Source organism: Nonomuraea monospora, assembly GCF_039531895.1.
Classification (GTDB): domain Bacteria; phylum Actinomycetota; class Actinomycetes; order Streptosporangiales; family Streptosporangiaceae; genus Nonomuraea; species Nonomuraea monospora.
This window is the reverse complement of record NZ_BAAAQX010000004.1, coordinates 1-25,826: the sequence shown is the minus strand read 5'-3', so window position 1 is coordinate 25,826 and position 25,826 is coordinate 1. Positions and strand designations below refer to the sequence as shown.

General features: G+C 69.4%; 25 protein-coding genes, 2 tRNA genes and 1 riboswitch. Of the genes, 18 read left to right on the top strand and 9 right to left on the bottom strand.

Translation table 11 applies throughout. The annotated features are described in order from the left end of the window. Positions 1 to 64 precede the first annotated feature (64 nt). Entirely contained in the window at positions 65 to 661 is a 597-nt protein-coding gene (locus tag ABD331_RS09135; RefSeq protein WP_148439828.1) for a response regulator transcription factor, read from the bottom strand. Positions 662 to 815: 154 nt separating this feature from the next. Here ABD331_RS09135 and ABD331_RS09130 point away from each other — a divergent pair, with 154 nt between their 5' ends. From ABD331_RS09130 to ABD331_RS09110, 5 genes are all read left to right on the top strand, one after another. Continuing rightward, positions 816 to 2,123 (top strand): M50 family metallopeptidase, encoded by a 1,308-nt coding sequence (locus tag ABD331_RS09130; protein WP_344472559.1) that lies wholly within the window; start codon positions 816 to 818, stop codon positions 2,121 to 2,123. Between the two features lie 130 nt (positions 2,124 to 2,253). After that, the gene (locus ABD331_RS09125; RefSeq protein WP_344472556.1) at positions 2,254 to 3,135 is read left to right on the top strand and encodes an ABC transporter ATP-binding protein; all 882 of its coding nucleotides are present in this window, start codon (positions 2,254 to 2,256) and stop codon (positions 3,133 to 3,135) included. Continuing rightward, a complete protein-coding gene (locus ABD331_RS09120) occupies positions 3,132 to 4,181 on the top strand; it encodes an ABC transporter permease (RefSeq protein ID WP_344472553.1) in 1,050 nt (349 codons plus the stop codon). The genes ABD331_RS09125 and ABD331_RS09120 overlap by 4 nt, the downstream gene beginning before the upstream one ends. Next, positions 4,178 to 5,596, top strand: a complete 1,419-nt coding sequence (locus tag ABD331_RS09115) for a S41 family peptidase (protein ID WP_344472550.1) — start codon at positions 4,178 to 4,180, stop codon at positions 5,594 to 5,596. Before ABD331_RS09120 ends, ABD331_RS09115 begins: the two co-directional genes overlap by 4 nt. A 17-nt stretch (positions 5,597 to 5,613) precedes the next feature. Beyond that, the gene (locus ABD331_RS09110; RefSeq protein WP_344472547.1) at positions 5,614 to 6,768 is read left to right on the top strand and encodes an alpha/beta hydrolase family protein; all 1,155 of its coding nucleotides are present in this window, start codon (positions 5,614 to 5,616) and stop codon (positions 6,766 to 6,768) included. Here ABD331_RS09110 and ABD331_RS09105 read toward each other — a convergent pair. The 3 genes from ABD331_RS09105 to ABD331_RS09095 form a co-directional block, all read right to left on the bottom strand. After that, the gene (locus tag ABD331_RS09105; RefSeq protein WP_344472544.1) at positions 6,765 to 7,724 is read right to left on the bottom strand and encodes a coiled-coil domain-containing protein; all 960 of its coding nucleotides are present in this window, start codon (positions 7,722 to 7,724) and stop codon (positions 6,765 to 6,767) included. The genes ABD331_RS09110 and ABD331_RS09105 overlap by 4 nt on opposite strands. Before the next feature lie 5 nt (positions 7,725 to 7,729). Continuing rightward, positions 7,730 to 7,873, bottom strand: a riboswitch (cyclic di-AMP (ydaO/yuaA leader). Between the two features lie 70 nt (positions 7,874 to 7,943). Continuing rightward, positions 7,944 to 9,020 carry a galactose-1-phosphate uridylyltransferase gene (gene galT / locus ABD331_RS09100; RefSeq protein ID WP_344472541.1) on the bottom strand — a complete coding sequence of 359 codons (1,077 nt, stop codon included), beginning with the start codon at positions 9,018 to 9,020 and terminating at the stop codon, positions 7,944 to 7,946. Next, a complete protein-coding gene (locus tag ABD331_RS09095; protein WP_148439836.1) occupies positions 9,017 to 9,796 on the bottom strand; it encodes a DeoR/GlpR family DNA-binding transcription regulator in 780 nt (259 codons plus the stop codon). Before ABD331_RS09095 ends, galT begins: the two co-directional genes overlap by 4 nt. A 194-nt stretch (positions 9,797 to 9,990) precedes the next feature. On the opposite strand from ABD331_RS09095, the gene ABD331_RS60910 reads away from it, so the two are divergent. Continuing rightward, positions 9,991 to 10,068: a 50S ribosomal protein bL37 gene (locus ABD331_RS60910; RefSeq protein ID WP_371252575.1), complete on the top strand. Its 78-nt coding sequence runs from the start codon at positions 9,991 to 9,993 to the stop codon at positions 10,066 to 10,068. A 43-nt stretch (positions 10,069 to 10,111) separates the two neighbouring features. On the opposite strand, the gene ABD331_RS09090 is transcribed toward ABD331_RS60910, so the two are convergent. Then, positions 10,112 to 11,458 carry a TrpB-like pyridoxal phosphate-dependent enzyme gene (locus tag ABD331_RS09090; protein ID WP_344473387.1) on the bottom strand — a complete coding sequence of 449 codons (1,347 nt, stop codon included), beginning with the start codon at positions 11,456 to 11,458 and terminating at the stop codon, positions 10,112 to 10,114. Positions 11,459 to 11,598: 140 nt separating this feature from the next. After that, entirely contained in the window at positions 11,599 to 12,225 is a 627-nt protein-coding gene (locus ABD331_RS09085) for a nucleoside/nucleotide kinase family protein (protein WP_344472538.1), read from the bottom strand. Positions 12,226 to 12,407: 182 nt separating this feature from the next. Between ABD331_RS09085 and ABD331_RS09080 the strand changes: the two genes are divergently transcribed. Further along, positions 12,408 to 12,896: a DUF5946 family protein gene (locus ABD331_RS09080; protein WP_344472535.1), complete on the top strand. Its 489-nt coding sequence runs from the start codon at positions 12,408 to 12,410 to the stop codon at positions 12,894 to 12,896. A gap of 18 nt (positions 12,897 to 12,914) precedes the next feature. Here ABD331_RS09080 and ABD331_RS09075 read toward each other — a convergent pair. Next, positions 12,915 to 12,988: transfer RNA gene (locus ABD331_RS09075), tRNA-Gly, on the bottom strand. An 89-nt stretch (positions 12,989 to 13,077) separates the two neighbouring features. On the opposite strand from ABD331_RS09075, the gene ABD331_RS09070 reads away from it, so the two are divergent. Continuing rightward, positions 13,078 to 13,154, top strand: a tRNA-Pro gene (locus ABD331_RS09070). Between the two features lie 486 nt (positions 13,155 to 13,640). After that, entirely contained in the window at positions 13,641 to 14,021 is a 381-nt protein-coding gene (locus ABD331_RS09065) for a hypothetical protein (protein ID WP_344472533.1), read from the top strand. 64 nt (positions 14,022 to 14,085) lie between these two features. Here the strand turns inward: ABD331_RS09065 and ABD331_RS09060 are convergent, their stop codons facing one another. Then, positions 14,086 to 14,529: a helix-turn-helix transcriptional regulator gene (locus tag ABD331_RS09060; protein WP_148439840.1), complete on the bottom strand. Its 444-nt coding sequence runs from the start codon at positions 14,527 to 14,529 to the stop codon at positions 14,086 to 14,088. Between the two features lie 165 nt (positions 14,530 to 14,694). On the opposite strand from ABD331_RS09060, the gene ABD331_RS09055 reads away from it, so the two are divergent. From ABD331_RS09055 to ABD331_RS09045, 3 genes are read left to right on the top strand one after another with little or no spacing between them, the layout of a single operon-like run. After that, a complete protein-coding gene (locus ABD331_RS09055) occupies positions 14,695 to 15,054 on the top strand; it encodes a DoxX family protein (protein ID WP_344472529.1) in 360 nt (119 codons plus the stop codon). Positions 15,055 to 15,112: 58 nt separating this feature from the next. Then, the gene (locus ABD331_RS09050; protein WP_344472527.1) at positions 15,113 to 15,871 is read left to right on the top strand and encodes a hypothetical protein; all 759 of its coding nucleotides are present in this window, start codon (positions 15,113 to 15,115) and stop codon (positions 15,869 to 15,871) included. A gap of 11 nt (positions 15,872 to 15,882) precedes the next feature. Further along, positions 15,883 to 16,383, top strand: a complete 501-nt coding sequence (locus ABD331_RS09045) for a DinB family protein (protein ID WP_344472525.1) — start codon at positions 15,883 to 15,885, stop codon at positions 16,381 to 16,383. 5 nt (positions 16,384 to 16,388) lie between these two features. Here ABD331_RS09045 and ABD331_RS09040 read toward each other — a convergent pair whose 3' ends face one another. Further along, positions 16,389 to 16,865, bottom strand: a complete 477-nt coding sequence (locus ABD331_RS09040; RefSeq protein WP_344472522.1) for an ATP-binding protein — start codon at positions 16,863 to 16,865, stop codon at positions 16,389 to 16,391. A 233-nt stretch (positions 16,866 to 17,098) separates the two neighbouring features. Here ABD331_RS09040 and ABD331_RS09035 point away from each other — a divergent pair, with 233 nt between their 5' ends. The 6 genes from ABD331_RS09035 to ABD331_RS09010 all read left to right on the top strand — a co-directional run bounded on the left by ABD331_RS09035 (position 17,099) and on the right by ABD331_RS09010 (position 25,384). Next, complete coding sequence (locus ABD331_RS09035; protein WP_148439843.1) at positions 17,099 to 17,965, top strand: helix-turn-helix domain-containing protein; 867 nt, start codon at positions 17,099 to 17,101, stop codon at positions 17,963 to 17,965. Between the two features lie 166 nt (positions 17,966 to 18,131). Then, the gene (tig, locus tag ABD331_RS09030; protein WP_344472519.1) at positions 18,132 to 19,544 is read left to right on the top strand and encodes a trigger factor; all 1,413 of its coding nucleotides are present in this window, start codon (positions 18,132 to 18,134) and stop codon (positions 19,542 to 19,544) included. Positions 19,545 to 20,001: 457 nt separating this feature from the next. Beyond that, complete coding sequence (locus tag ABD331_RS09025) at positions 20,002 to 20,634, top strand: ClpP family protease (protein ID WP_148439845.1); 633 nt, start codon at positions 20,002 to 20,004, stop codon at positions 20,632 to 20,634. An 11-nt stretch (positions 20,635 to 20,645) separates the two neighbouring features. After that, complete coding sequence (locus tag ABD331_RS09020; RefSeq protein WP_148439846.1) at positions 20,646 to 21,269, top strand: ATP-dependent Clp protease proteolytic subunit; 624 nt, start codon at positions 20,646 to 20,648, stop codon at positions 21,267 to 21,269. Positions 21,270 to 21,453: 184 nt separating this feature from the next. Beyond that, positions 21,454 to 22,737 carry an ATP-dependent Clp protease ATP-binding subunit ClpX gene (gene clpX / locus ABD331_RS09015; RefSeq protein WP_148439847.1) on the top strand — a complete coding sequence of 428 codons (1,284 nt, stop codon included), beginning with the start codon at positions 21,454 to 21,456 and terminating at the stop codon, positions 22,735 to 22,737. A gap of 73 nt (positions 22,738 to 22,810) precedes the next feature. Continuing rightward, entirely contained in the window at positions 22,811 to 25,384 is a 2,574-nt protein-coding gene (locus ABD331_RS09010; RefSeq protein WP_425565976.1) for a valine--tRNA ligase, read from the top strand. Positions 25,385 to 25,826 lie beyond the last annotated feature (442 nt).

Here is a 25,826-nt window from a genome sequence, read left to right as displayed (position 1 = left end):
TTCGGGCCCCGGCGGAGCGGCGCGGCTCCTCCGGGTCCCGTCACCGTACCTTCCAGGTCTTGTCTCACAACCAGCCGCAGTCGCTGGCGATGCGCACGGCGTCGAGCCGGTTGCGCGCCCCTGTCTTGCACATGATGCGCGACAGGTGATTGCGCACGGTGCCCACCGACAGGAACAGCTCGTCGGCGATCTCGGTCGATCGTGCCCCGCCCGCCGCGATCCGCAGCACGTCCAGCTCCCGCCTGGTCAGCGGATTGGACGCGCACTGCAGCGCGGCCACGGCCAGCTCCGCCTCGATGGCCTGCCGCCCCGCGGCCACCTGGCGCACCCCCTCGGCCAGCCGCTCCGGCGGCACGCACAGGCTCATGAACCCCAGCGCCGGCCCGGACAGCGCCTCGCGCACCTGCCCCGGGTTGGGCGCGGCCGACAGGATCAGCACCCGGCAGCGCGGCACGTGCTCGGCCAGGTCGCCGGTCACCGGCGGGCCTGGCAGGTCGAAGTCGACCACGGCCACGTCGGCCTCCGACGACAGCGCGGCGCGCACCACCTCCTCCCCGCGCACGGCCTCGGCCACCACCCGCAGGTCGGGTTCGGCGGCCAGGGTGGCCAGCAGGCCACGGCGTACCAAGGGCAAATGTTCGGCGATCAGTATGCGGATCAAGACGTCCCCCTCCGTCGTCTCCCAGAGTGATCGTGCGATCGCAAGCTGTCAATGCCGGGGTCAACCGGTACGCCATGACGCGTGGGGAGTTCGACTACTCTGGGGCTGTCGGTCCTTTCGTCTGTCCTTGTCGTCTGCCGGGGAGTGCGCCTAGATGAACTGGCTCTACGTCGTGGGGATCATCCTCTTCCTCCTGGGGTTGATGTTCTCCATCGCGCTGCACGAGCTCGGCCACCTGATCCCGGCCAAGATCTTCGGGGTCAGGGTGACCCAGTACATGGTGGGCTTCGGCTCCACGGCGTGGTCGCGGCGCAAGGGCGAGACCGAGTACGGCGTCAAGTGGATCCCGTTCGGCGGCTACATCCGCATGATCGGCATGCTGCCGCCGCGCCCCGGCGACGAGCCGGGCAAGCTGAGGAGCACGGCGACGGGCCCGTGGCAGGGCCTGATCGAGTCGGCCCGCGACGCCGCCCAGGAAGAGGTGCGGCCGGGCGACGAGAGCCGCGTCTTCTATCGCAAGAAGTGGTGGCAGAAGGTCATCATCATGTCCGGCGGCCCGGCGATGAACTTCGTGCTGGCCTTCATCTTCTTCACCATCCTGCTGGTCGGCATCGGCCTGCCCACCCTGGCGCCGATCGTCTCGCCCGACACCAACACGTGCGTGATCCCGATCTCGGAGCAGCGCACGGAGTGCAAGCCGACCGACAAGCCCACCCCGGCGGTGCAGGCCGGCATGAAGCCCGGCGACCACATCGTCTCCTTCAACGGCAAGCGGATCGAGTCCTGGGAGCAGGCCACCCAGCTCATCCGCTCCCACGGCGCGGGCGCGGTGCAGCTCGGCATCGTCCGCGACGGCAAGCCCCTGACGCTCGGCGTCACCCTCATCGCCCAGGACCGGCCCAACCTGGAGGACCCGAAGAAGATCGACAAGAACGTCGGCTTCCTCGGCGTGCTGCCCACCGAGGTGATGCAGCAGCAGAGCATCGGCCAGGTCATCGGCTACATGGGCGAGCTGACGGGCAGGGTGGCGGCCTCGCTGGTGAACCTGCCGGAGAAGATGGTCGGCGTCTGGCACGCCGCCTTCTCCGGTGAGGAGCGCGACCCCGAGGGCCCGGTCGGCGTGGTCGGCGCGGGCCGGATGGGCGGCGAGATCCTGGCCTCCGAGGCGCTGACCGCCGAGAACAAGATCGCCATCTTCGTCAACCTGCTGGCCGGCTTCAACCTGGCGATCGGCATGTTCAACCTCATCCCGCTGCTGCCGCTGGACGGCGGGCACATCGCCGGGGGCCTGTGGGAGGGCCTCAAGCGCGGCTACGCCAGGATCATGAAGCGGCCGGAGCCCGCCCACGTGGACATCGCGAAGGTGCTGCCGCTGACGTACGCGATCGCGATCGTGATGATGATCATGGCCGGTCTGCTCGTCTACGCCGACCTGGTCAACCCGCTCACGCTGACGAACTAGCCGTCCCCGGCTCCGCGGCCCGCACGCCTCGAAGGCGTGCGGGCTGCCGTCGTTTTACCCGCCGCATACACACATCTCCCTAAAGTGCTAGGACACTAGATAAACCGCACTTGTACGGGAGGTAGTGCGCATGACCGCTGTCTTAAGGGCACAAGGACTCGGCAAGAGGTACGGCAAGCGCTGGGCGCTGCGCGACTGCACCGTCGACATCCCCGAGGGCCACGTCGTCGGACTCGTCGGCCCCAACGGGGCGGGCAAGACGACGCTGCTCAAGCTGGCCACCGGCCTGCTGGAGCCCACGACCGGCGGCATCGGCGTGCTGGGCGGCCGTCCTGCAGCAGGCCCCGCGCAACTGGCCAAGGTCGGCTTCGTCGCCCAGGACACCCCCGTCTACGCGGCCCTGACCGTCGCCGACCACCTGCGGCTGGGCGCCGGCCTCAACCCCGCCTGGGACGCCGCGCTGGCCAAGGACCGGATCGCGCGGCTCGGCCTGGACCCCGCGCACCGCGCGGGCAAGCTGTCAGGCGGCCAGCGCGCCCAGCTCGCCCTCACCCTCGGCCTGGCCAAGCGGCCCGAGCTGCTGATCCTGGACGAGCCGGTCGCCGCGCTCGACCCGCTGGCCCGCCGCGAGTTCCTGCAGAACCTGATGGAGGCCACCGCCGAGCACCGGCTCAGCGTGGTGCTGTCCTCCCACCTCGTCTCCGACCTGGAGCGGACCTGCGACTACCTGATCGTGCTCGTCGACTCGCGCGTCCAGGTCGCGGGACGGACCGAGGACCTGCTGGCCGGCCACCACCGGCTCACGGGCCCGCGCGACCGCGCCCTGCCCCACGGCCCGCGCGTCGTCTCCGCCCGGCACACCGACCGGCAGAGCACCTTCATCGTGTACGGCGACGCCTCGGCCCCCGACCCCGCCTGGACCGCCGGCCGGCTCAACCTGGAGGACCTCGTCCTGGCCTACATGGACAACGCCACCGCCGAACGGCGCACCGCCCTGGAGGCCACCCGATGATCTGGCTGACCTGGCGGCAGTTCCGCGGCGCCGCCACCCTGATGGCGGCCCTGATCGTGCTGCTCGCCGCCATCCTGCTGCTGACCGGCCCGCAGCTCGCCGCCGACTACGCGAGCGGCGTCGGCTCCTGCGTCAGGGGCGAGGATTGCGAGCTGTTCTACGACCAGTTCTTCCAGGACTACCAGATCCCGTTCCTGGCCAGCACCCTCGTCGTGCTGATCCTGCCCGGCCTGGTCGGGCTCTTCTGGGGAGCCCCGCTGATCACCCGCGAGCTGGAGGCGGGCACGCACCTGCTGGTGTGGAACCAGAGCATCACCAGGACCAGGTGGCTGGCGATCAAGCTCGGGTTCACCGGCCTGGTCGCCACGGCCGCCGCCGGGGTCAGCGGCCTGGCGGTGACCTGGTGGTCGGGGCCGCTGGACCACTCCGCGCCCGAGGGCTTCGCGCTCATGGACCCGCTGGTGTTCAGCGCGCGCGGGATCGCCCCGCTGGCGTACGCGGCCTTCGCCTTCGCCCTCGGCGTGACCGTGGGGATGTTCGTCCGCCGCACCCTGGTCGCCATGGCGCTCACCCTGGCCGTCTTCGCCGCCGTACAGATCGCCGTGCCGCTGCTGGTCAGGCCCTACCTGATCCCGCCTGTCACGGCCACCTTCGAGCTCGGCAAGCAGAACATCGACGGCCTGGGCATGAGCCGCGACGGCACCTTCTCCGTGGGCCTCGAATCGGCCATCCCGGGGCACACGGGCTCGTGGGTGCTGTCCAGCGAGCTCGTCGACTCGTCAGGACGCCGGCTCGGCGGCAGCGGCGACCAGGTGCCGCTCCCGATCTCCACCACCTCGGGGCCCTGCTCCCAGTCGGGAGCCGGTCCGCAGGGCGGGGAGGGGTGCCTCGTCGAGGTCAACCGGCTCGGCTACCGGCAGCAGGCGACCTACCAGCCGCTGGAGCGGTTCTGGCCGCTGCAGTGGATCGAGACCGGGCTGTACGCCCTGCTCACCCTCGGCCTGACCTGGCTGTCCTTCTGGTGGATCAGAAGGCGGCTGTCATGAGGCTCAGGACGGTGACGGCCGGGCTCGTCCTCCTCCTGGCGGCGGCGTGCACCGCCCCCGCGCCGCCGCGCAGCCAGGCGGGCGCCGCCGACGCCGCCGTCTGCGCCCGCCCCCAGGGAACCATCGGAGCGGAGACGGCCACCACCATCGACGTCCTCGAACAGGCCTACTTCTGCGTCCTGGCCCACTACTACGGCGCCGCCACGCTCGACGCCCGCGCGCTGCTGACCGCCGGGTTCGTCGCCCTGACGCAGGAGCTCAACCGCGACGGGCGCGACGTGGCCGACGCCACCATGCCGGCGCTGACCGGCGACAGGAAGGCCGACTGGGCCGCCTTCGAGACCGTCTACCGCAAAGTCACCGAGCAGGTCCCCGAGAAGCTGCGCGGCGAACTGGCCGCCGGGACCCTCGAAGCGATGGTGGCCGCCCTCGGCGACAACCACGCCCGCTGGTCGCATGACTCCGCGCGGCACCCCGACTACTACGACGGCGACGGCTACGGCCTGGGCCTGACGGCGAACGTCAACGGCCCCCAAGTGGACGGCAACCCAGGCGTCGCCCTGCCGCCGCTGTTCGTCACCGCGGTGGAGGGCGGCGCGGCGCGGGCCGCCGGGGTGCGGCCGGGCGACGTCATCGAGTCGATCAACGACTCGGCGCCCTTCATCGACGGCACGCCCACCCCCGCGATCGCCGCCCTCTACCCGCGCTACCCGGAGGCGCGCCCCGTCCGGCTGGGGCTGCTGCGGGAGAGCACCGGCCGCCGCTGGAGCGTGACGCTCCAGCCCGGCCTCTACCCGCGCGAACTCGCCGACCTCCAGGTGGTGCGGTCGAAGCTGCTGGACGGCGGCATCGCCTACGTCCGGGTGTCCGGCTTCGCCTCCGACTCGGCCAAGCGGGCCCTCGCCGCCATCGCCAGGCTGCGTACCGGCAGGACGCTCAACGGCGTCGTGCTGGACCTGCGCGGCAACGGCGGCGGCATCCCCAACGAGGCGGTGCGGCTGGTGAGCGGGTTCGTCCACGGCAAGGTCACCGGCTACCAGTGCGCCGCCGACGGCGCCTGCGAGGCCTTCCGCACCGACGACACCGTGGAGCTGGTCGGGCTGCCGCTGGCGGTGCTGATCGACCGGAGCTGCGCCTCGGCGTGCGAGCACGTCAGCTCCGCCGTCAAGGACCTGCGGATCGGGCGGCTGGTCGGCACCAGGACGGCCGGCGTCATCTCCGGGCCTGCGCAGCCGTACCTGCTGGCCGACAACACCGTGCTGAGCTTCCCCGCCAAGCACCACCTCGGCCCGAACCGCGAGGTGGTCGACAGGATCGGCGTCGCGCCCGACCACCACGTGCCGCCGACCCCGCGCGACGCCGCCGCCGGGCGCGACGCCGCCCTGGCCCAGGCCCTGACCCTGCTGCGCAAGTGAAGAGAACGGATCGCCACATGAGACCTGTTGCGGTGGCGCTCGCCGGGCTGACCGTCCTGGCGGCATCCGCCTGCACCGCGCCCGCCCCGCCCCGGCCCGCCGCCGTGTCGCCCCCGCCGTCCGGCCCCGCCACGCTGCCCGCCCCCACCGGCGAGCACGCCGTCGGCACGACCGTCCTGCACCTGACGGACACCTCCAGGCCCGACCCGTGGAACCTGGACGCCGACGCCAGGCAGCTCAAGGTCACCCTCTGGTACCCGACCGAGCAGCGGGACGGGCGGCGGGCACCGTACATGTCGCCGAAGGAGTCGCAGCTCATGGTGAAGCGGCTCAGGAGCGCGGCGGTGCCGGACGACACGCTCAGCAAGACAGGCACGAACGCCGTCGCGGACGCCGAGCCTGCCGGGCGCGGGCTGCCGCTGGTGGTGCTCTCGCCCGGCTTCACCAAGCCGGTGAGCACGCTCACGTCGCTGGCCGAGGACCTGGCCAGCCGCGGGTACGTCGTGGCCGGCGTCGACCACCCCTACGAGAGCTACGCCACCACCCTGGCCGACGGCACGGTCGCGGAGTGCCTGGCGTGCGACAGCGACGCCGACCCTGGCTTCGGTCCGGGCGTCGTCGGCGGCAGGGCGGCGGACGTGTCGTTCGTGCTCGACCGGTTGCCGGCGAAGTGGGACGGCGCCGGAGTGCTCGACCGCGGCAAGATCGCCATGGTCGGCCAGTCGATCGGCGGGGCGAGCAGCGTCGCGTCCATGCTGGCCGACCCGCGGATCCGCGCGGGCATCGACATGGACGGCACCACCTACGCCCGCATCCCGAAGAGCGGGCTCTCGCGGCCGTTCCTGTTCCTGGGCACGCCGCAGCACGTGCCCGGCGGCCGGGACCTGTCGTGGGAGCGCGACTGGAAGCTGCTGACCGGGTGGAAGCGGTGGATCGTGCTGACAGGCGCGGAGCACCAGTCCTTCACCGACGGGCCGCTGCTGCAGGGCGCGCTCGGCGTCACGCCCGTCAGCGGAACGCTGTCCGGTGAGCGCGCCGCCGAGCTGACCCGCACGTACGTGGCGGCCTTCCTCGACCGGCACCTGAAGGGGCTGCGGCAGCCGATCCTGGACGAGCCGTCACCGCGTTACCCCGAGGCCAAGCTCTGTCCGTCGGCGTGCGCCGCCTCTTAGTTCATCGAGATGTGCACGTGGTCGAAGTGGTTCTCGGTGACGCTGCCACGGTCGGACATCGCGCGCCAGCCTGAGCCCTGGTTGATGCGCTGCTTCCAGATCACGTACTTGACGCCCAGCTTGTCCTTGTTCTGGATCGCCCAGGCCGCGATGCGGTCGCCGAGCGCGTTGTTCGCGGCCGAGGGCATCGAGCCGCCCGTGCTCATCATGAAGTCGCAGGCCCGGCCCAGCGGGTGCTCGCCGCTGGAGCCGGAGCGGAAGCAGCCGACCGTGAACGGCAGCGAGAAGTTCTTCGCCACCTGCGCCTTCATCAGCCGGGTGCGGGCGGTGATGTTGTCGGAGCCGGTGGGCAGCTGGGGCGCCCAGGTGCCGTTGGAGTTGCGGCCCGTCGCGACGGGGACGAGATCCTGGAGCTTGTCCTTGATGTCGTCGATGACGTCCTCGGCCTCGTCGCGCTGCTCCTCCACCTTGGCCGCGTCCGCCTTGATCTTGGTGGTCAGCGCGGCGGCCTCCTGGCTGGCCTTCTTCTTGTCGTCGCGGGCCTTGGCCACGGTCGCGACGAGCGCCTGCTGCTCGGCGGTGAGCTGTTCGAGCAGCGCCGCGGTGCCGGCGTCCGTGGGGAGCATGAAACCGGGCAGCGCGGAGGGGTCGCCGTTCTGGTAGCGCAGGCGGGCGATGTCGGCGACCCGCTGCTCGGCGGCGGCCAGCGTCTGCTCCGCGGTGGACGCCTTGGCCGCGGCGGCCTTGGCGGCGTCCTGCGCCTCGGCCAGCTCGACGCGCTTGAGGTTGTACTGCTCGATCAGCTTGTCGACCTTGCTGTTGAGCTGCTTGAGCTGGGCGCGGAGCTCGGCTTCCGACGGCTTGGGCGCCGCGGCTGCCGCGGGGGTGGCCGACAGGGCGACGGCGGTGGCGGTGAAGAGGCCGATGGCCAGGATCGCGGGGGACGAAGCCGCCACGTAGATGTTCCTCTCCCTCTGCCGGCCGGGTTAGCTGACGGGTTCGGGCATGGGAGTGCGCTTCCCTACCGCCGTAGCGGATTCACCCCAGGTGCGGTTTGGGTCCCCGGCTCCCGGGCGCCTCGCCCGGGATTAGGCCTGCTACCGGGCCGTTACGGCCGGTGCATATGGGGATATTAGTGGTAGATCACGAGTCATGCGACCTTAAGTAGAAATCTATTAGTGATCAATCTGTGATCGAATCAGGCGGGCCGCCTCCTCCGGCAGCACGTCGTTCACGAACGCGCCCATCGCCGACTCCGAGCCGGCCAGGAACTTGAGCTTGTTCGCCGCCCGCCTGATGCTGAACAGCTCCATGTGCAGGTAGCCCAGCTCCCTGCCCTGCCGCACCGGCGCCTGGTGCCAGGCCGCGATGTACGGCATCACCAGGCCGAACAGCCCGTCGAACGCGCGCAGCACCGAGGTGTACAGCGGCGCGAACGCCGCCCGCTCCTCCTCGGTCAGCGCCGCCAGGTCGGGCACCCGCCGGTTCGGGTAGAGGTGCACCTCGAACGGCCAGCGCGCGGCGGCCGGCACGAACGCCGTCCACAGCTCGTTGCCCGCCACCACCCGCGTGCCCGCCTCCCGCTCGGCGGCCAGCACGTCGGCGAACAGGTTGCCCCCGGTGTAGCGGCCGGCGGCGGCGAGCTGCAGCTTGGTCCTGGGCGTGACGTAGGGGTAGGCGTAGATCTGGCCGTGCGGGTGGGCCAGCGTGATGCCGATCTCCTCACCCCGGTTCTCGAAGCAGAACACCTGCTCCACGCCCTCGATCTGGGACAGCTCCGCCGTCCTGTCGGCCCACGCCTCCATGACCAGCTCCACCTGCGAGTCGGACAGCTTGGAGAAGGAGGAGTCGTGATCGGAGGTGAAGCACACCACCTCACACCTGCCCACGCCAGGACGGACCTCGCTCAGGCCGCCCGGCTCCCCGTAGGCCCCGAAATTGGTGGAGAAGGACGGAAACCGGTTCTCGAACACCACCACGTCGTAGTCGTAGGCCGGGATCTCCGTCGAACGCGTGTCGGACGACGGGCACAGCGGGCACTCGGCCGTGCCGCCGGTCGGCAGGAACGTGCGCGTCTGCCGGTGCCCGGCCATCGCGATCCACTCCTCCGTCAGCGGGTCGTAGCGCAGCTCGGAGGCCACCGGCCGGGGGTCGAGCGTCCGCCGGTCGATCGCGCTCCTGTCGGCGTCGTCGCGCCGGTCGAAGTAGATCAGCTCCCGACCGTCGGCCAGATGGGTGATGGTGCGCTTCAAGGGGTGCCCTCCGCGATGATCAGTTCTCCGGCCCGTTCGGCCAGCTCGGTGCGTGCGTCCTCCGGCAGCCCCGCGTCGCTGATGACCACGTCGGCCTCACTCAGCTCGGCGATGGTGCTGATGCCGACCGTGTTCCACTTCGTGTGGTCGGCCGGGACGACCAGCCGGGTCGCGGCCGTCACCAGCTCCCTGTCGGTCTCGGACTCCAGCAGGTTGGGAGTGGTGAAGCCGGCGCGCACGCTCATCCCGTGCACGCCCAGGAACAGCGTGTCCACGTGCAGGCGGCGGATCGCGGCCACGGCGACGGGGCCCACCAGCGCGTCGGACGGCGTGCGCACGCCACCCGTCAGCACCACCGTGCGGTCGGCGCGCGGGTTGCGGTGGAAGACGTCGGCCACCGGGATCGAGTTCGTGATCACGGTCAGCTCGGGCACGCCGATCAGGTGGCGGGCCAGCGCCCACGTGGTGGTGCCCGCCGACAGCGCCACGGCCGTGCCGGGACGCACCAGCGTGGCGGCGTGCCGCGCGATCGCCTCTTTCTCCTGCTGCTGGCGGGCGGACTTGGCGGTGAAGCCGGGCTCCTCGGTGGAGCCTGGGCCGAGCGCGGTCGCGCCTCCGTGCACCTTCTCCAGCAGCCCGCGCTCGGCCAGTACCTCGAGGTCGCGGCGGATGGTCATGTCGGAGACGCCCAGCTCGCGGACGAGGTCGGCGACCCGGACGCCACCGTTGCTGCGCACGCGTTCGAGAATCGCCTGCTGACGCTGCTGTGCGAGCACGCCCGCTCCTTCCAACAGATTCCACCAAATTATGACACGGAATTGTTGGGGAATGTTAGTTAGCGCGGGAACGCTTGCGCTGGTCAGCGCGACGGGGGACGGTGAGGGCTCACCGATCACTCAGCAGAGACTCACCGGGAACTCACCGGAGACTCGGCCGGGACTCACCGGAGACCTCGACCGGAGGCGAGCTTATGGCCAGGCGGGCACGTAAGGGCAAGGCGCGCAAGAAGAAGAAGGCGAACCACGGCAAGCGCCCCACAGCACGATGAACGCGCGGGTGGCCGCCACGGCCGTGGCGGCCACCCGTGGTGTTCAGCCGGGCAGCTCGGCGAGCGCCTGGTCCACCCGCTCCTGCGGCAGCGTGTAATCCTCCAGCTCGCCCGCCAGATAACGGTCGTAGGCGCCCAGATCGAAATGGCCGTGACCGCACAACGCGGTCAGGATGACCTTCTCCTCGCCGCTCTCCCTGCACCGCAACGCCTCCGCGATGGTCTCCGCCAGCGCGTGGGTCGGCTCGGGCGCGGGCACGATGCCCTCCGTCCTGGCGAAGCGCACCCCGGCCTCGAAACACTCGCTCTGCGTGCGGGTGACCGCCTCGAACAGGCCCAGCTCGTACAGGTGCGACAGCAGCGGCGACATGCCGTGATAGCGCAGCCCGCCGGCGTGGATCGGGTCGGGCACGAACGAGTGGCCCAGCGTGTGCATCTTCAGCAGCGGCGTGAATCCGGCCGCGTCGCCGAAGTCGTAGGCGTACACGCCGCGCGTGAACGACGGGCAGGCGGCCGGCTCGACCGCCCTGAACACCGTCCCGGCCCGCCCGGCCAGCTTCTCCCGCAGGAACGGGAACGCGAGCCCCGCGAAGTTCGACCCGCCGCCGGTGCAGCCGATCACCAGGTCGGGCATCTCGGGAAGCTGCGTCAGCGCCTCCTCGCCGATCACCGTCTGATGCAGCAGCACGTGGTTGAGCACGGACCCGAGCGCGTACCTGGCATCGGCCGTCGCCCCGGCCACCTCCACCGCCTCGCTGATCGCGATCCCCAGGCTGCCGGGGGAGCCGGGATCGTCCGCCAGGATCTTGCTGCCCGCTCCCGTCACGGTGGAGGGGCTGGCGTGCACGGTTGCGCCGTACACCTGCATGAGGGAACGGCGGTAAGGCTTCTGATCGTAGGAGGCCCGCACCATCCAGACCCGGCACTCCAGCCCGAACTGCGAGCACGCGAACGCCAGCGCGGAACCCCACTGGCCCGCGCCCGTCTCGGTGGTCAGCAGCCGCACGCCCTCGCGCGCGTTGTAGAACGCCTGCGGCACCGCCGTGTTCGGCTTGTGCGAGCCGGCGGGGGAGACGCCCTCGTACTTGTAGTAGATCCTGGCCGGGGTGCCCAGCGCCCGCTCCAGGCGGCGCGCCCGGATCAGCGGCGTCGGCCGCCACAGACGGTAGACGTCCAGCACCTCCTGCGGGATCGGGACGTACCGCTCGCCGCTGACCTCCTGCGCGATCAGCTCCATGGGGAACAGCGGTGCCAGATCGGCGGGGCCCACGGGTTCTCGCGTGGCGGGGTGGAGCGGGGGAGGGGGCGGGGACGGCAGATCGGGAACGATGTTGTACCAGTTGCCGGGGATCATCGCTTCAGTCTGCGCCGCCCTCGCGCGACCCGCCAGAGCCTTTCACGGCAGCTCACCTGACCAGGATGGCGGGCCTGTCCGGGTGATCGGTCCGCCGGGGCCTTGCGCGGCGGCTCACCTGACCAGTACGGCGGGCCTGCCCGGATGATCGGCCCGCCGGGGCCTTGCGCGGCGGCTCACCTGACCAGGATGGCGGGCCTGTCCGGATGATCGGCCCGCACCACGACATCCGCCACCTCCTGGGGCCGGACCTCCCGCTCATACCGCTCGTAAGCGGGCAACCTCCAGCGCTCCTCCTCGCCCGTCCCCCGCTCCAGAGCCCCAGGCGACAACCACACGTGCACGCTCACCTCGAACGCCAGCCCCCGCCCCAGCAGCAGCGTCCCGTCCACCAGCACCACCCCGCCCGCGGGCAACTCGGTGTACGGCACCCGATAAGCCCGATCGACCCCGCTGTCCCACAGCGCGGGCAACACCCGCCCCGACCCTCCCTCGTCGAGCGGATCCAGAACTTCCCTGCGCAACGCCTTGGCATCCAGCCAGTCGTCGTAGAAGGCGTCGGGGTCTGTCCTGCCGTACTCCAGCCGCAACGACGCCGGCCGCAGGAAGTCGCCCGCCGACACCCGCAACACGGGCCTGCCCCGCAGCCGCAACGGCGCCACCAGCTCATCGGCTAGCGCGCCAGGCCGCGCGGGCGGCGCCCCGTCCACGGCCACCCGCACCCATGAGCCGGGTGGGCGCGCGGAGATCAGCTCGGCCAGCTCCTCGACGAGAGCCTCACGGGAGATCGGTCGCACACGCATCGCTCACAGCTTACGAGCGCCCGGAACGCCTCTCGATCCCAGCTTACGAGCGCCCGGAATACCTTCGATCACGGCGTACGAGCGCCCGGAACGCTTGCGAGCACAGCTACGAGCGCCCTGTGTCCACGTACGCCCCGAAATACCTTCGACGAGCCTGCGGCCGCCTCGCTAGGGTGCCCGCCATGACCCAGTGCGACTGCGGCGCCCCGCCCGGCCCGCTCGGCACCTGCGCCGACTACTACAACACCATCCTGGCCGAGGAACAACTCGACCCGGAGATGTACCGGTGGCACGCGGTCGTCGTCTGCGTCTACCTCCTGCAGCACCCCGCCCGCGGACACGAGAAGCACCTCGACAGCCAGTTCCGCTGGCTGCAGTTCTACCTCGACCGTGGCATCGACGCCACAATCCGCCTCCAGGCCCACCAGGTCGCCCGCAACAACCGCCGATCCAGCGCCGGCTACGACATGGCACCCCTGGAGCCCTACGCACCCCTGCCCTCCGGCGGACCCCCAGCGCACTTCGCCACGAGCTTCTGCGAGCTTCCGTACGGAGAAGGCGGCTTCGTCCTCGACGGACACGCGACATACGGCAATCGCCTGCACACCCTCGCGCAAGCGACCGAACAGGCCTGGAAAAGCCTCGGGCCAGGCACCCCATCGCGGGGTTGACCTGGCCCTTCGCCATGCTGGAGCGGACGACGGGAATCGAACCCGCGTAGCTAGTTTGGAAGACTAGGGCTCTACCATTGAGCTACGTCCGCGCGAACCGGTCGAACTCTGGTCTAGACTTCATCCGGTCGTCAGGGCGTAAGCGTACCGGAGTCCCGGAGCGCATGCGCAATCGGCGAGACGGGGCGTGGCGCAGCTTGGCAGCGCGCTTGCTTTGGGAGCAAGAAGTCGCAGGTTCAAATCCTGTCGCCCCGACCAGCCCCGAAGGCCCCTCCCAGATCGGGAGGGGCCTTCTGCTTGTCTGTCTGCTTGACTAGCGCGTTTTCGAGGCCAGGCCATTCCGCCGAGCCCTGGTGCGATACGGCGAAGACCAGTTGGTCGCCGCGTGAGTCTGAGGCGTAGATCGGCTGTTCAGGACCGGGTCGGGGAAGCCATGGAGGGTGGGGCGAAGGCGGGCCACAGCCAGTGCTTCTGGTACGTCCGTCAGGATGTGTCCTCATCCACCCGTTCTGTCTCTTCGGCGGGGAACCAGCCGCGGACGAACTCTTCTAGGGCTCGGATCGCGTCCGTGTTCACATGGTCGACCCAGCCGACCTTGGCACGGCTGCCGCTTCGGTGATCATGTGCCGCTGTGCGCGTTGTCGATCACGATGGCTCTTCACGACGCAGGCGGGATGGCGGTGTTCCTGCCTCTTCCGCGCCCTGGCGACCGCCCGTACGGAACCAGGAGGCCTGGAGGCTGGAATGGTGTTGATCGAGGCGGTCCCGCAGGAGTTACCGAGACAGCGGAGCAGGCTGCCGTTCCTCGTCTGCGTGACGCTCCTGGCTTTCATCGCCGGCTGCGTGGCCGTGGTCAAGGTGCCTCAGTGGCGCAACGATGAGAGGCTCGCTCAGTTACAGGAGCGGGTGAGCATGCTGCCGCTCCCAGCCGATACGGAGCGTGACTTGGGGCTGGTGGTGCAGGGGACCGTGGGGTTGCAATCGGGCAACAGCGTCGCGGGTGGCGAGCTCGCCGGCACCGTGTACGTCAATCCGAGCGGCTCCTGGCGGGACGGTTACAAGAGCGTCATCGTGCGGTTCTTCGACGGGCCCCACGATCCGGGGTTCGACTTGCGTTGCCACTGACGTTCAGGCCTCGGATGAGGGGCGCCTGATCTCACCGTCCCGGTGGGGAGGCGGGCGGGATCGCTCACGACAGACGGACGCCCCCGGAAGGCGTCTCCTGATGACGGACCGGCCGCATGACCTGCTTGGCGACGCAGCTGGGCAACCCCGCGGCGTCCCCCGCCGCCAGTCGCCGGTAGGTGCTGGGCGACATGCCGACCAGTTCGGAGAAGCGGGTGCTGAAGGTGCCCAGCGACGAGCAGCCGACGGCGAAGCAGACTTCGGTGACCGACATGTCGCCGCGCCGCAGCAGCGTCATGGCCCGTTCGATGCGGCGGGTCATCAGGTAGCTGTACGGCGATTCGCCGTAGGCGGCGCGGAACAGCCGGCTCAGGTGCCCGGACGAGAGGTGTACGCCGCGCGCCAGCGCCTCCACGTCCAGCGGCTGCGCGTAGTCGCGGTCGATCCTGTCGCGCACGCGGCGCAGCAGGGTGAGCTCGCGTAGGCGCTGGTCGGGTTGGGTGGCCATGTCGTACAGCCTGCCCTGTGGACGGCTGCGCTGTCCACGCGGCGGGGGTGCAGCCAGGTACACCCCTATCGGGCAGGTAGCTCGATTCCGGTCGCCGGTCGTGGTGCCTAGCGTCGGAGGCCGGAGGAGGCGACAGAGAAGGGGACATGTCGGGTGCGTGTGGTGATGTGGGTTCTGCAGGTTGTCGTGGCCGGGTTCTTCGTGGTGGCGGCGCTGGGGAAGTTCGCGGGGGCTGAGCCGTCGGCGTCGACGTTCGCGGCGATCGGGTTCGGCGACTGGTTCCGGGTGCTGGTCGGGGTGCTGGAGGTGGCCGGGGCGGTGGCGTTGCTGGTGCCGCGGCTGGCCGGGGTGGCGGGGCTGGCGCTGGCCGGGTTGATGGCGGGCGCGGTGGTGACCGAGGCGTTCGTGTCCGGGGGTGGGGTGGTGTTGCCGCTGGTGCTGCTCCTGTTGTGCCTGGTCGTCGCGTGGGGGCGCAGGAAGGAGACGAAACAGGTGTGGTCGGCGGTCGCTGGGCAGGCCTCTTGAAGGGGCTTCTAAAGCTCCGCGGTGGTGTGGGATGCGGCGGGCGGGCATGGTGAGAGGCGTGGCACTTTCCGAGGACGACGACGAGCTGCTGTTCGCGGGCGATCCGATGGCGTTCCCGCTCACCTACCCCGGCCGGATCCCGTCCGGCTCCGGTGTGCTGGTGGACGACGCGTACAGGAGGCAGGAGTGGGGTGAGGGCGGCGCGGCGATCGCCGCGCTGCTGGCGTCGCTGGGTCAGGCGCCGCTGGACGCGCGCCACCGCGTGGTGGCTGTGGGTTCGAACGCCGCTCCGAGTCAGGTGCGCAGGAAGTTCCTCGACCACGGGGTACGTCCGGTGGTGCCGATGACGCAGGCCGACGTGCCGGGGATCGCGCCCGGCGTGTCCGCGCACGTGAGCAAGTGGGGTTACGTGCCGGCCGCGCCCGTGGAGACGCCGGGTGAGACGTCCAGGCTGTTCGTGCTGTGGCTGGACGAGCACCAGCTCGCGGCGCTGGACCTCACGGAGCCCAACTACCGCAGGCGCCCGCTGGAGGAGCCGGTCACGCTGGAGGACGGGACGGAGCTGCCGCCGCCTTTCGTGTACGAGGGCAGGCACGGCTGCCTCGCCGCCCCCGGGGACGGCGGCCGGCCGCGGCGGCTGATCTCGCAGCCGGCGCTCATCCAGTCGCTTCTGGACGACTCCGCGGACCTGCGTCACCTGTGCGGGGACACTCCGGAGCGATTCGTGGCCAGCGTGCGGGACGACACCGTGCGCGAGGCGGCCTACCTGCTGCTCCAGCGGGAGAGCCGGGTGAGAGACGCGGTGGGCGGGGGATAAGGTCGGGGCTCGTGACAGACAACCGAACCCCTCCCCCCTTCGCCGGCGACGAGCGGGCGATGCTGAACAACTGGCTCGAATGGCACCGCGGCACGCTGGCCGTCAAGTGCGACGGCCTGTCGGAGGAGCAGCTGCGCGAGCGTTCCGCGCCGCCCTCCGCGCTCTCCCTGCTGGGCCTGGTCAGGCACATGGCGCACGTCGAGCGTTCCTGGTTCCGCCGGGTGCTGAACGGCGAGGACCTGCCCAAGCTGTGGGACAAGGACCGCGACAACGACGCCGACTTCAACGAGGTCGATACCGCCTCGGCGAAGGAGGCGTTCGACACGTGGCAGGAGGAGATCCGGTTCGCCCGCGCGATCTCGGACGCCAAGCCGCTGGACGCGGTGGGTGACCGTAACGGGCAGGACTGCACGCACCGGTGGATCCTGATTCACCTGATCGAGGAGTACGCCCGCCACAACGGCCACGCCGACCTGCTGCGCGAGCGCATCGACGGCGTCACCGGCGAATAAGGGGATCAGTCGTCGGCGCGGAACAGCGCCCAGACGGCCTTGCCGCCGCGGGCCAGCGGGTCCCAGCCCCAGCACTGGCTGTAGGTCTCGACGATGTAGAGGCCACGCCCGTTCTCGGAGATGAAGTCGGGCTCCTTGGGCCTGGGCACCTCGTCGCTGGGGTCGGCCACGGCGAGCAGCACGTGGGGGGCGACCCGCATGAGCAGCAGCTCGATCTCGCGGCGGCCGGCGTCGTACATCGCGTACCTGACGGCGTTCGTCACCAGCTCGGAGACCACCAGTGCGGCGTCGTCGCTGAGGTCGTGCAGGCCCCAGCCGCGCAGTGTCCTGCGGGTGACGTCCCTGGCGGTTCTCACCGAGTCGGCCTGAAAGGGCAACGGGCACGAGGTCGTGTACGGCTTGCCACCCGTGAGGAGGCGGTCGAAGCCGACCTCCCGGGTTATCTGCAGGCAATCGGCAGTGGCCAGAGGGTCCTCCACCATGCCGCCGATACCTCCCCGTTCAGCCTTGGTTAGTGCATGTTTGGCCCAATATGCACTAAGCCATCATGGGTCACGAACGCGGCACCTGCAAGACCCAAATGCACGTGCAGTTGCAATGTGCAGGAGCAAGCGACGTTTTCGGGATAAATCTCCGAATCCGGACACGAGGTTGAGACCTTGTCATACCCGGCAATGTGGTGTCACTGTGTGTGCGGACCTTGATAGGAGGCAAAGTGACGCAGAACCAGCCGGGTTCCGGACCGACGGCGCTGCGCATCCTCCTGGGCTCCCAGCTGCGCAAGCTCAGGGAAGCGAAGAACGTCACTCGTGAGGAGGCCGGCCACCTCATCAGGGGGTCGGAGTCCAAGATCAGCCGAATGGAGCTCGGCCGGGTGGGGTTCAAGGAACGCGACGTGGCGGACCTGCTGACCCTGTACGGGGTCGTGGATCATCAGGCCCGCTCCGCCGTCCTCGATCTGGTCGCCACCGCCAACGAGCCGGGCTGGTGGCACCGGTTCAACGATGTCCTGCCCACGTGGTTCCAGGCGTTCGTCGGCCTTGAAGAGGCCGCCGCCAGGATCAGGACCTACGAGGTCCAGTTCGTGCCAGGACTGTTGCAGACCAAGGAGTACGCAAGGGCCGTGGTGACCGCCGGTGCGGCGGGCATCGGGGCAGAGGAGATCGCCCGCAGGGTGGATCTCCGGCTGGAGCGCCAGCGGATGTTCGACAGGCCGGACGGGCCGGTCTTCTGGGCCGTGATCGACGAGGCCGCGCTCAGGCGGCCCATCGGCGGGGCCGAGGTCATGAGGGCGCAGATCGAGCACCTCATCGACCTGATGCGGCAGCCGAACATCACCATCCAGGTCATGCCGTTCAGCTTCGGCGGGCACAGCGCGGAGGGCGGGGCGTTCAGCATCCTGCGCTTCCCCGACAGCGACCTGCCCGACGTCGTGTACGTGGAGCAGCTCGCCAGCGCGCTCTACCTGGACAAGCGTGAGGACGTGGACCGATACACCGAGGTGATGGAACGGCTGTGCGCCGTGAGCACCACTCCGGACGAGACGATCGAGCTTTTGCGGACGATCGCGGACGAGTTCTGACCGCGGCGGCGTCGTGGTTGGGTGTGCATCTGCCCTAGACTGGCCATCGGCGTTGGATGCCGCCGTTGCGGAGCATGCCCAACACCGCTCATGTGGGCGCGGCGCGCGAGCCGTACCAATGGGACGCGCCCGCGATCACTCGTAGCTTGATCAAGGAGACCATTCCGTGAAGACCGCTGTCGAGGAGCTCAGCCCGACCCGGGTCAAGCTCACTGTCGAGGTGCCGTTCGACGAGCTGCGCCCGAGCATGGATGCGGCGTACAAGAAGGTCGCGCAGCAGGTGCGCGTCCCCGGGTTCCGGCCTGGCAAGGTTCCGGCCCGCATCATCGAACAGCGCTTCGGCCGGGCGGTAGTGCTTGAGGAGACCCTCAACGACGCGGTGCCCAAGCTGTACGGCCAGGCCGTCGACGAGGCCGACGTGTTCCCGGTCAGCCAGCCCGACATCGAGGTCACGAAGATCGACGACGGTGAGCAGATCGAGTTCACCGCCGAGGTCGACATCCGGCCCAACTTCGAGGTGCCCGACTACCAGGGCATCGAGGTCACGGTCGACTCCGCCGAGGTCTCCGACGAGGACGTGGACGCCCAGCTCGACGCGCTGCGCCAGCGCTTCGCCACGCTGACCGGCGTGGAGCGCGCCGCCGCGAGCGGCGACTTCGTCGTGATGGACCTGCGCGCCGAGATCGACGGCGAGAACATCGAGGAGCAGCAGGCCAGCGAGGTCTCCTACGAGGTCGGCGCCGGCTCCGTGCTGCAGGGCCTCGACGACGCGCTCGAGGGCATGTCCGCGGGCGAGGAGAAGAGCTTCAAGACCGAGCTGGTCGGCGGCGAGAATGCCGGTCAGGAAGCCGACGTCATCATCAACGTCAAGTCGGTCAAGGAGAAGGTCCTGCCCGAGCTGGACGACGAGTTCGCCCAGCTCGCCAGCGAGTTCGACACGCTGGAGGAGCTGAAGAACAGCATCCGCGAGCAGGCCCGCCGCAACAAGCTCATCGACCAGGTCGTCCAGGCCCGCGAGAAGGCGCTCGACGCGCTGCTCGACAAGATCGAGATCCCGCTGCCGGACAGCGCGCTCAAGGCCGAGGTCGACGCGCGCAAGCACAACCTCGACCACCAGATCGCCGAGAGCGGCCTCAGCCGCGACGCCTTCTTCCGTCTGTACCAGACGACGGAGGACGAGCGCTTCGAGGAGTTCGACAAGAACTCCGCTCGCGCGATCAAGGTCGGCTTCGTGCTCGACAAGATCGTCAAGTCCGAGGAGCTGGGCGTCTCCGAGCAGGAGCTGACCAACTTCGTGGTCCGCCGCGCCATGGAGATGGGCGTGCAGCCCAACGAGCTGGCCAAGCACCTCGCCGACAACGACCAGCTCACGCTGGCCATGGTCGAGATCGTCCGCGACAAGGCCAAGTCGGTCCTGGGCGACGCCGCCAAGGTCGTCGACACCGAGGGCAACGAGGTGGACCTCAAGGCCATCTACACCGAGATCAACGGCGAGCCGCCGGTCGAGGAGGAGGAGGCCGCCGCCGCCGACTCCGACGAGGCCGCCGACAAGCCCGCCGAGGACAAGGCTCAGGCCTGACGCTCAGGCTTAACGGGAGCCCCTGGACCAGCCGGTCCGGGGGCTCCCGCTTTTCGCGGGCCGGGGCGTCCACGGAAGTGTGCCGGGTCCGCGAGGGGAGTGTGGCCTCCCCGCGACGTTTCCGCCGCGGGCGGAGGTCGTCAGGGGCGCTCAGATGGCCGCTGCGGGGACGGCGGCCCGGTGACGCACCCAGCCGGGAGCGCGCCCTCCCGCGACACCGGGGCGCCGTCTCAGGGCCCTGTGGGTGTACGGCGAGTGATGGCGCGCGGTCCGGGGGGCGGCTGCCGCGCGTCAAGCGGGACGAATGCCGCATGCGACCGCGAAGGGTTACAGGGGCCGGTCCATCCGAACCTGCGCCGTCAGCGAACAGTCCGGGGGACCGGGCATGACCTGTGGGCGGCGCGCGTTAAGGTCACAAGCAAAGCCAATCGATTACGACGCATCGGAAGGTGACGCTGTGACCAGCCCGCCGACCTTCTATCAGCCTGAGTCTCGAGGCCGTGAGAACGGCTCCGCCTTCCGGCTTGAGGACCAGCTTTACCAGCGCCTGCTCCGCGAGCGCATCATTGTGCTCGGGCAGGAGGTCAACGACGAGATCGCCAACCGCATCTGCGCCGAGCTGCTGCTGCTCGCCGCCGATGACCCGGAGCGTGACATCACGCTCTACATCAACTCGCCGGGTGGCTCGGTGAGTGCGGGCATGGCGATTTACGACATGATGGAATACGTGCCGAACGACGTCTCCACCGTGGTGATGGGCATGGCCGCCTCGATGGGGCAGTTCCTGCTCACCGCGGGGGCGCGGGGCAAGCGTTACGCGCTGCCGCACGCCCGGGTGATGATGCACCAGCCGTCCGGCGGCATCGGCGGCACCGCCGCTGACATCGCCATCCAGGCTGAGCAGATGCTCTACGTGAAGAAGACGCTGGCCGAGCGGATCGCCTTCCACACGGGGCAGTCGCTGGACCAGATCGAGTCGGACTCCGACCGTGACCGCTGGTTCACGGCCGAGGAGGCCAAGGACTACGGCTTCATCGACCACGTGGTGCGCAGCGCGCGTCAGGTGCCCTCCGCGGGCCCGGTTTCCTAGGGGGAGCTGACATGAACATCCAGAGCCGTTACGTTCTCCCCTCCTTCGTCGAGCGCACGTCCTACGGCGTGAAGGAGATGAACCCGTACAACAAGCTCTTCGAGGACCGCATCATCTTCCTCGGGGTGCAGATCGACGACGCGTCGGCCAACGACGTGATGGCCCAGCTGCTCACGCTGGAGTCGCTCGACCCCGACCGTGACATCAGCATCTACATCAACTCGCCGGGTGGCTCCTTCACCGCCATGACGGCGATCTACGACACGATGCAGTTCGTCCGGCCGGAGATCCAGACCGTCTGCCTCGGCCAGGCCGCGTCCGCCGCGGCCGTGCTGCTGGCCGGCGGTACCCCGGGCAAGCGGTTCGCGCTGCCCAACGCCCGGGTGCTGATCCACCAGCCGTCCACCGAGGGCGGCGGCCAGGGCAGCGACATCGAGATCCAGGCCCGCGAGATCCTCCGCATGCGCACGCTGCTGGAGGACATCGTGGCCCGGCACACCGGTAAGACCTCCGCTGACGTCCGCAAGGACATCGAACGCGACAAAATTCTCAACGCGGACGAGGCAAAGGCGTATGGTCTGATCGACGACATCATCCCGTCCAGGAAGAAACGAGCTCAGGCCGTGGCTTCCTAGACGAGACGTGACGCACCGGAGCGCTGCCCAATAGGGCACGTTCCGGTGCGACTCGCCGCTAGGGGGCTCACTGAGGGCCCAGAAGACGGTAACGTCGAAACCTGAGCGGTTCGGCCTAGTCCGGAGGATGTCCGGAGACACTGCTCGCGGGAGCAGGGCGGTCCCACGCAAAGGAGTATCTGGGGTGGCACGCATCGGCGACGGGGGAGACCTGCTGAAGTGCTCTTTCTGCGGGAAGAGTCAGAAGCAAGTCAAAAAGCTCATTGCCGGTCCAGGCGTCTACATCTGCGATGAGTGCATCGATCTCTGCAACGAGATCATCGAGGAGGAGCTCACCGAGTCCTCCGAGCTCAAGTGGGACAACCTGCCCAAGCCAAGAGAGATCTACGAGTTCCTCGACGCCTACGTCATCGGTCAGGACAAGGCGAAGAAGGCCCTCTCGGTGGCGGTGTACAACCACTACAAGCGGGTGCAGTCCGGCGACCGGGGCAGAGACGACGTTCTCGAGCTGGCCAAGAGCAACATCCTGCTGCTCGGGCCCACCGGCTCGGGCAAGACGCTGCTGGCGCAGACCCTGGCGAAGATGCTCAACGTGCCCTTCGCCATCGCCGACGCCACGGCGCTGACGGAAGCGGGATACGTCGGCGAGGATGTGGAGAACATCCTGCTCAAGCTGATCCAGGCCGCCGACTACGACGTCAAGAAGGCCGAGACCGGCATCATCTACATCGACGAGGTCGACAAGATCGCCCGCAAGAGCGAGAACCCGTCGATCACGCGCGACGTCTCCGGTGAGGGCGTGCAGCAGGCGCTGCTGAAGATACTGGAGGGCACCACCGCGTCGGTTCCTCCGCAGGGCGGCCGCAAGCACCCGCACCAGGAGTTCATCCAGATCGACACCACCAACGTGCTGTTCATCTGCGGTGGCGCGTTCGCCGGCCTCGAGAAGATCATCGAGTCGCGCATCGGCAAGAAGGGCATCGGCTTCAACGCGATCATCCGATCGAAGGAAGAAGTCGACACCGCCGACATCTTCGGTGACGTGATGCCCGAAGACCTGCTGAAGTTCGGCATGATCCCCGAGTTCGTGGGCCGCCTGCCGGTCATCACCTCGGTGCACAACCTCGACCGCGAGGCGCTCATCCAGATCCTCACCGAGCCGCGCAACGCGCTGGTCAAGCAGTACCGCAAGCTGCTCGAGCTCGACGGCGTGGAGCTGGAGTTCACCGACGGCGCCCTGGAGGCCATCGCCGACCAGGCCATCCTGCGCGGCACCGGCGCCCGCGGGCTGCGCGCCATCCTGGAGGAGGTGCTCCAGTCCGTCATGTACGAGGTGCCCTCCCGGCAGGACGTCGCCCGCGTGGTCATCACCCGCGAGTCGGTGCTGGAGCACGCGATCCCGACGCTCGTCCCGCGCGACCAGCTCGCCGTCAAGCAGCAGCACACGCCGCAGGAGAAGTCGGCCTGAGCAGGCCCTTGGCAGCACCCGAACGCCCCGTGGTGGAAACCATGGGGCGTTTCGCTTGCCCGCCTCCCTAGAATTGGTTGCTGTGACAACGCCAGAGCTGCCTACTCAATACACACCGGCCGACGTCGAGACCCGCAGCTACGAGCGCTGGGTATCCGAAGGCTACTTCCGCGCCGACCCGGGCAGCTCGCGCGAGCCGTACAGCATCGTCCTCCCGCCGCCCAACGTGACGGGCGTCCTGCACATCGGGCACGCGCTCGACCACTCCATCCAGGACGCGCTCACCCGCCGCGCCCGCATGCAGGGCCGCGAGACCCTCTGGCTGCCCGGCATGGACCACGCCGGCATCGCCACCCAGAACGTCGTCGAGCGCGAGCTGGCCAAGCAGGGCAAGTCCCGCCACGACCTGGGCCGCGAGGCGTTCGTCGAGCGCGTCTGGGAGTGGAAGGAGGAGTCCGGCGGCCGGATCCTCGGCCAGATGCGCAAGCTCGGCGACGGCGTCGACTGGTCGCGCGAGCGCTTCACGATGGACCCGGGGCTCTCGCGGGCCGTGCAGACCATCTTCAAGAAGCTCTACGAGGACGGGCTGATCTACCGCGCCGAGCGCATCATCAACTGGTGCCCGCGCTGCCTGACCGCGCTGTCCGACATCGAGGTGGAGCACAGCGAGGACGAGGGCGAGCTCGTCTCGATCCGCTACTCCGACGAGATCGTGGTCGCCACCACGCGCGCCGAGACCATGCTCGGCGACACCGCCGTGGCCGTCCACCCCTCCGACGAGCGCTACGCGCACCTGATCGGCACGATGGTGGAGGTGCCGCTCACCGGCCGCATGATCCCGGTCGTCGCCGACGAGCACGTCGATCCGGCGTTCGGCACCGGCGCGGTCAAGGTGACGCCCGCCCACGACCCCAACGACTTCGAGATCGGCCGGCGCCACTCGCTGCCGTCCCTCACCGTCATGGACGAGCGCGGCGTCATCACCGCGCACGGGCCGTTCGAGGGGCTCGACCGCTTCGAGGCGCGGCCCGCCGTGGTCGCCGCGCTGCGCGCCGAAGGCCGCATCGTCGCGGAGAAGCGGCCGTACCTGCACTCCGTCGGCCACTGCTCGCGCTGCAAGACGGTGGTCGAGCCGAGGCTGTCGCTGCAGTGGTTCGTCAACGTCGCGCCGCTGGCCAAGGCCGCCGGCGACGCCGTCCGTGACGGGCGCACCCGCATCCACCCGCCGGAGCTGGCCAAGCGCTACTTCGACTGGGTCGACGACATGCACGACTGGTGCATCTCTCGCCAGCTCTGGTGGGGCCACCGCATCCCGGTCTGGTACGGCCCTGGCGGCGAGGTCGTGTGCGTCGGCCCCGACGAGGAGCCGCCGGCCGGCTACACGCAGGACTCCGACGTCCTCGACACCTGGTTCTCCTCCGGGCTGTGGCCGATCTCGACGATGGGCTGGCCCGACAGGACGGCGGAGCTGGAGCGCTTCTACCCGACGTCCGTGCTCGTCACCGGCTACGACATCCTGTTCTTCTGGGTCGCCAGGATGATGATGTTCGGCCTGTACGCCATGGACGGCGAGCCGCCGTTCCGCGTCGTCGCCCTGCACGGCATGGTCCGAGACCAGTACGGCAAGAAGATGTCGAAGTCGTTCGGCAACGTGGTCGACCCGCTCGACTGGATCGACCGCTTCGGCGCCGACGCCACCCGCTTCACCCTGCTGCGCGGCGCCAACCCCGGCGCCGACGTCGCGGTGAGCGAGGAGTGGGCGGCCGGGTCGCGCAACTTCTGCAACAAGATCTGGAACGCCACCCGTTTCGCGCTGATGAACGGCGCGGCCGTCGGCTCGCTCGACGGCGCGGAGCTGACGGCGGCCGATCGCTGGATCCTTTCACGCCTGCAGTCGGTGATCGAGGCGACCGACGCCGCCCTGGAGGACTTCGAGTTCGCCAAGGCCTCCGACCTGCTCTACCACTTTGCGTGGGACGAGGTCTGCGACTGGTACCTGGAGCTGGCCAAGATCCAGCTCGGTGAGGGGCTGGAGCACACCAGGCTGGTGCTCGGGCACGTGCTCGACGCGCTGCTGAGGCTGCTGCATCCGCTGGTGCCGTTCGTGACCGAGGAGCTGTGGCGGGCCGTCACCGGGGGCGAGTCGATCGTCGTGGCGCCGTGGCCGGTGCGCGAGGAGCGGTACGTGAACCCGGCCGCCGAGGCCGAGATCGACGCGTTGCAGGAGCTGGTGACCGAGGTCCGCCGGTTCCGTTCGGATCAGGGGCTCAAGCCCGGCCAGAAGGTCGCGGCGCGGCTCGGGCTGAGCGGCACGCCGCTGGCCGGCCAGGAGTCGGCGATCAGGTCGCTGCTGCGGCTGACGGAGCCGTCGGAGTCGTTCAGCGCCACGGCGCGGTTCACGGTGGGCTCGGTGACCGTGGAGATCGACACGGCCGGCGCCATCGACGTGGCCGCTGAGCGCAAGCGGCTGGAGAAGGACCTGGCCGCCGCGCGCAAGGAGGCCGCCCAGGTGGCCGCCAAGCTGGGCAACGAGCAGTTCATGGCCAAGGCGCCGCAGGACGTGGTGACCAAGGTCAGGAGCAGGGCCGAGCAGGCGTCGGCCGACATCGAGCGGCTGGAAGCCCAGCTCGCCGCCCTGGGTGTTTGAACCACGAGCACGAGGGGAAGGTCCATTCGTTACCGAGAATGGACCTTCCTCGTCTCCGAGGCTGCTACAGTTTTCAACGCGGGGCCACTCGGCCCTGACATCCCGCTGAACGAACCCCGACTTTCGGGTGGCTGCAGCCGCACGGTTGGACAAGAGCCGAAAGTTAGAGTAAGTTAGCAGGGTTGCCTCGAAGAGAGGCAAGTCCGGAAGCTCCCGGATCGGGCGGTTTGACAAGAATCGTCCGGATCTGGTAGACTGAAGGAGACGAAATGTGCGCCTCGCGCACTAGGGCCCGAAAGGGATCTGGTGCGAGATGTACGCGTCCGTTTCTTGAGAACTCAACAGTGTGTCAAAAGCCAGTGCATGATTTTTCATGCAACACCTCGTCAAGTGATACTTGATGAAACGCTTGGATTAGTTTCCAGACATTGTTTGGAGAGTT